Source organism: Metabacillus rhizolycopersici (assembly GCF_020075705.1).
Genome location: NZ_JAIQUM010000291.1, coordinates 1 through 387 on the forward strand (window position 1 = coordinate 1; position 387 = coordinate 387).

The 387-nt window shown below is 36.7% G+C and carries 1 protein-coding gene; it reads right to left on the reverse strand.

From position 1 onward, the window contains the following. The coding region (locus tag K9V48_RS28685; protein WP_438803936.1) for a DUF7852 domain-containing protein at positions 1 to 387 on the reverse strand (387 nt) is incomplete at both ends.

Sequence of the window (387 nt, forward strand, 5' to 3'; positions counted from 1 at the left end):
GCGCTAATAAGTTCACAGTATGGCTGTTCATTGTAAATGACGCTATTTTGGAAGAAGTATTTATCTAAACGAGGAGATTCTCCATGTTTAGGATCGATAAATTGACCTCTTCTTTGCTCTCCGAAACCGAAAATTGGTAAATTCATAAGATCTCCTTCTTGCGTTAAGTCAGCAAAACCGGAAAATGGAACCTTAGCTGTTAAAGTACGAAGTGCGCTATTACAGCCTTTTGGTGCGTACTCGATGTTTTTGCGAATAAATCCTTCAACGAATAATTTAGCTCCTGCAGAAGTAAAGAATCCTGTATCGTCAATTTCTGTAAATGGACCAACAGGAACGAGTTTACATTGTGTTAAGAAAACATCCTTTAATACTCTTTTAATTTCA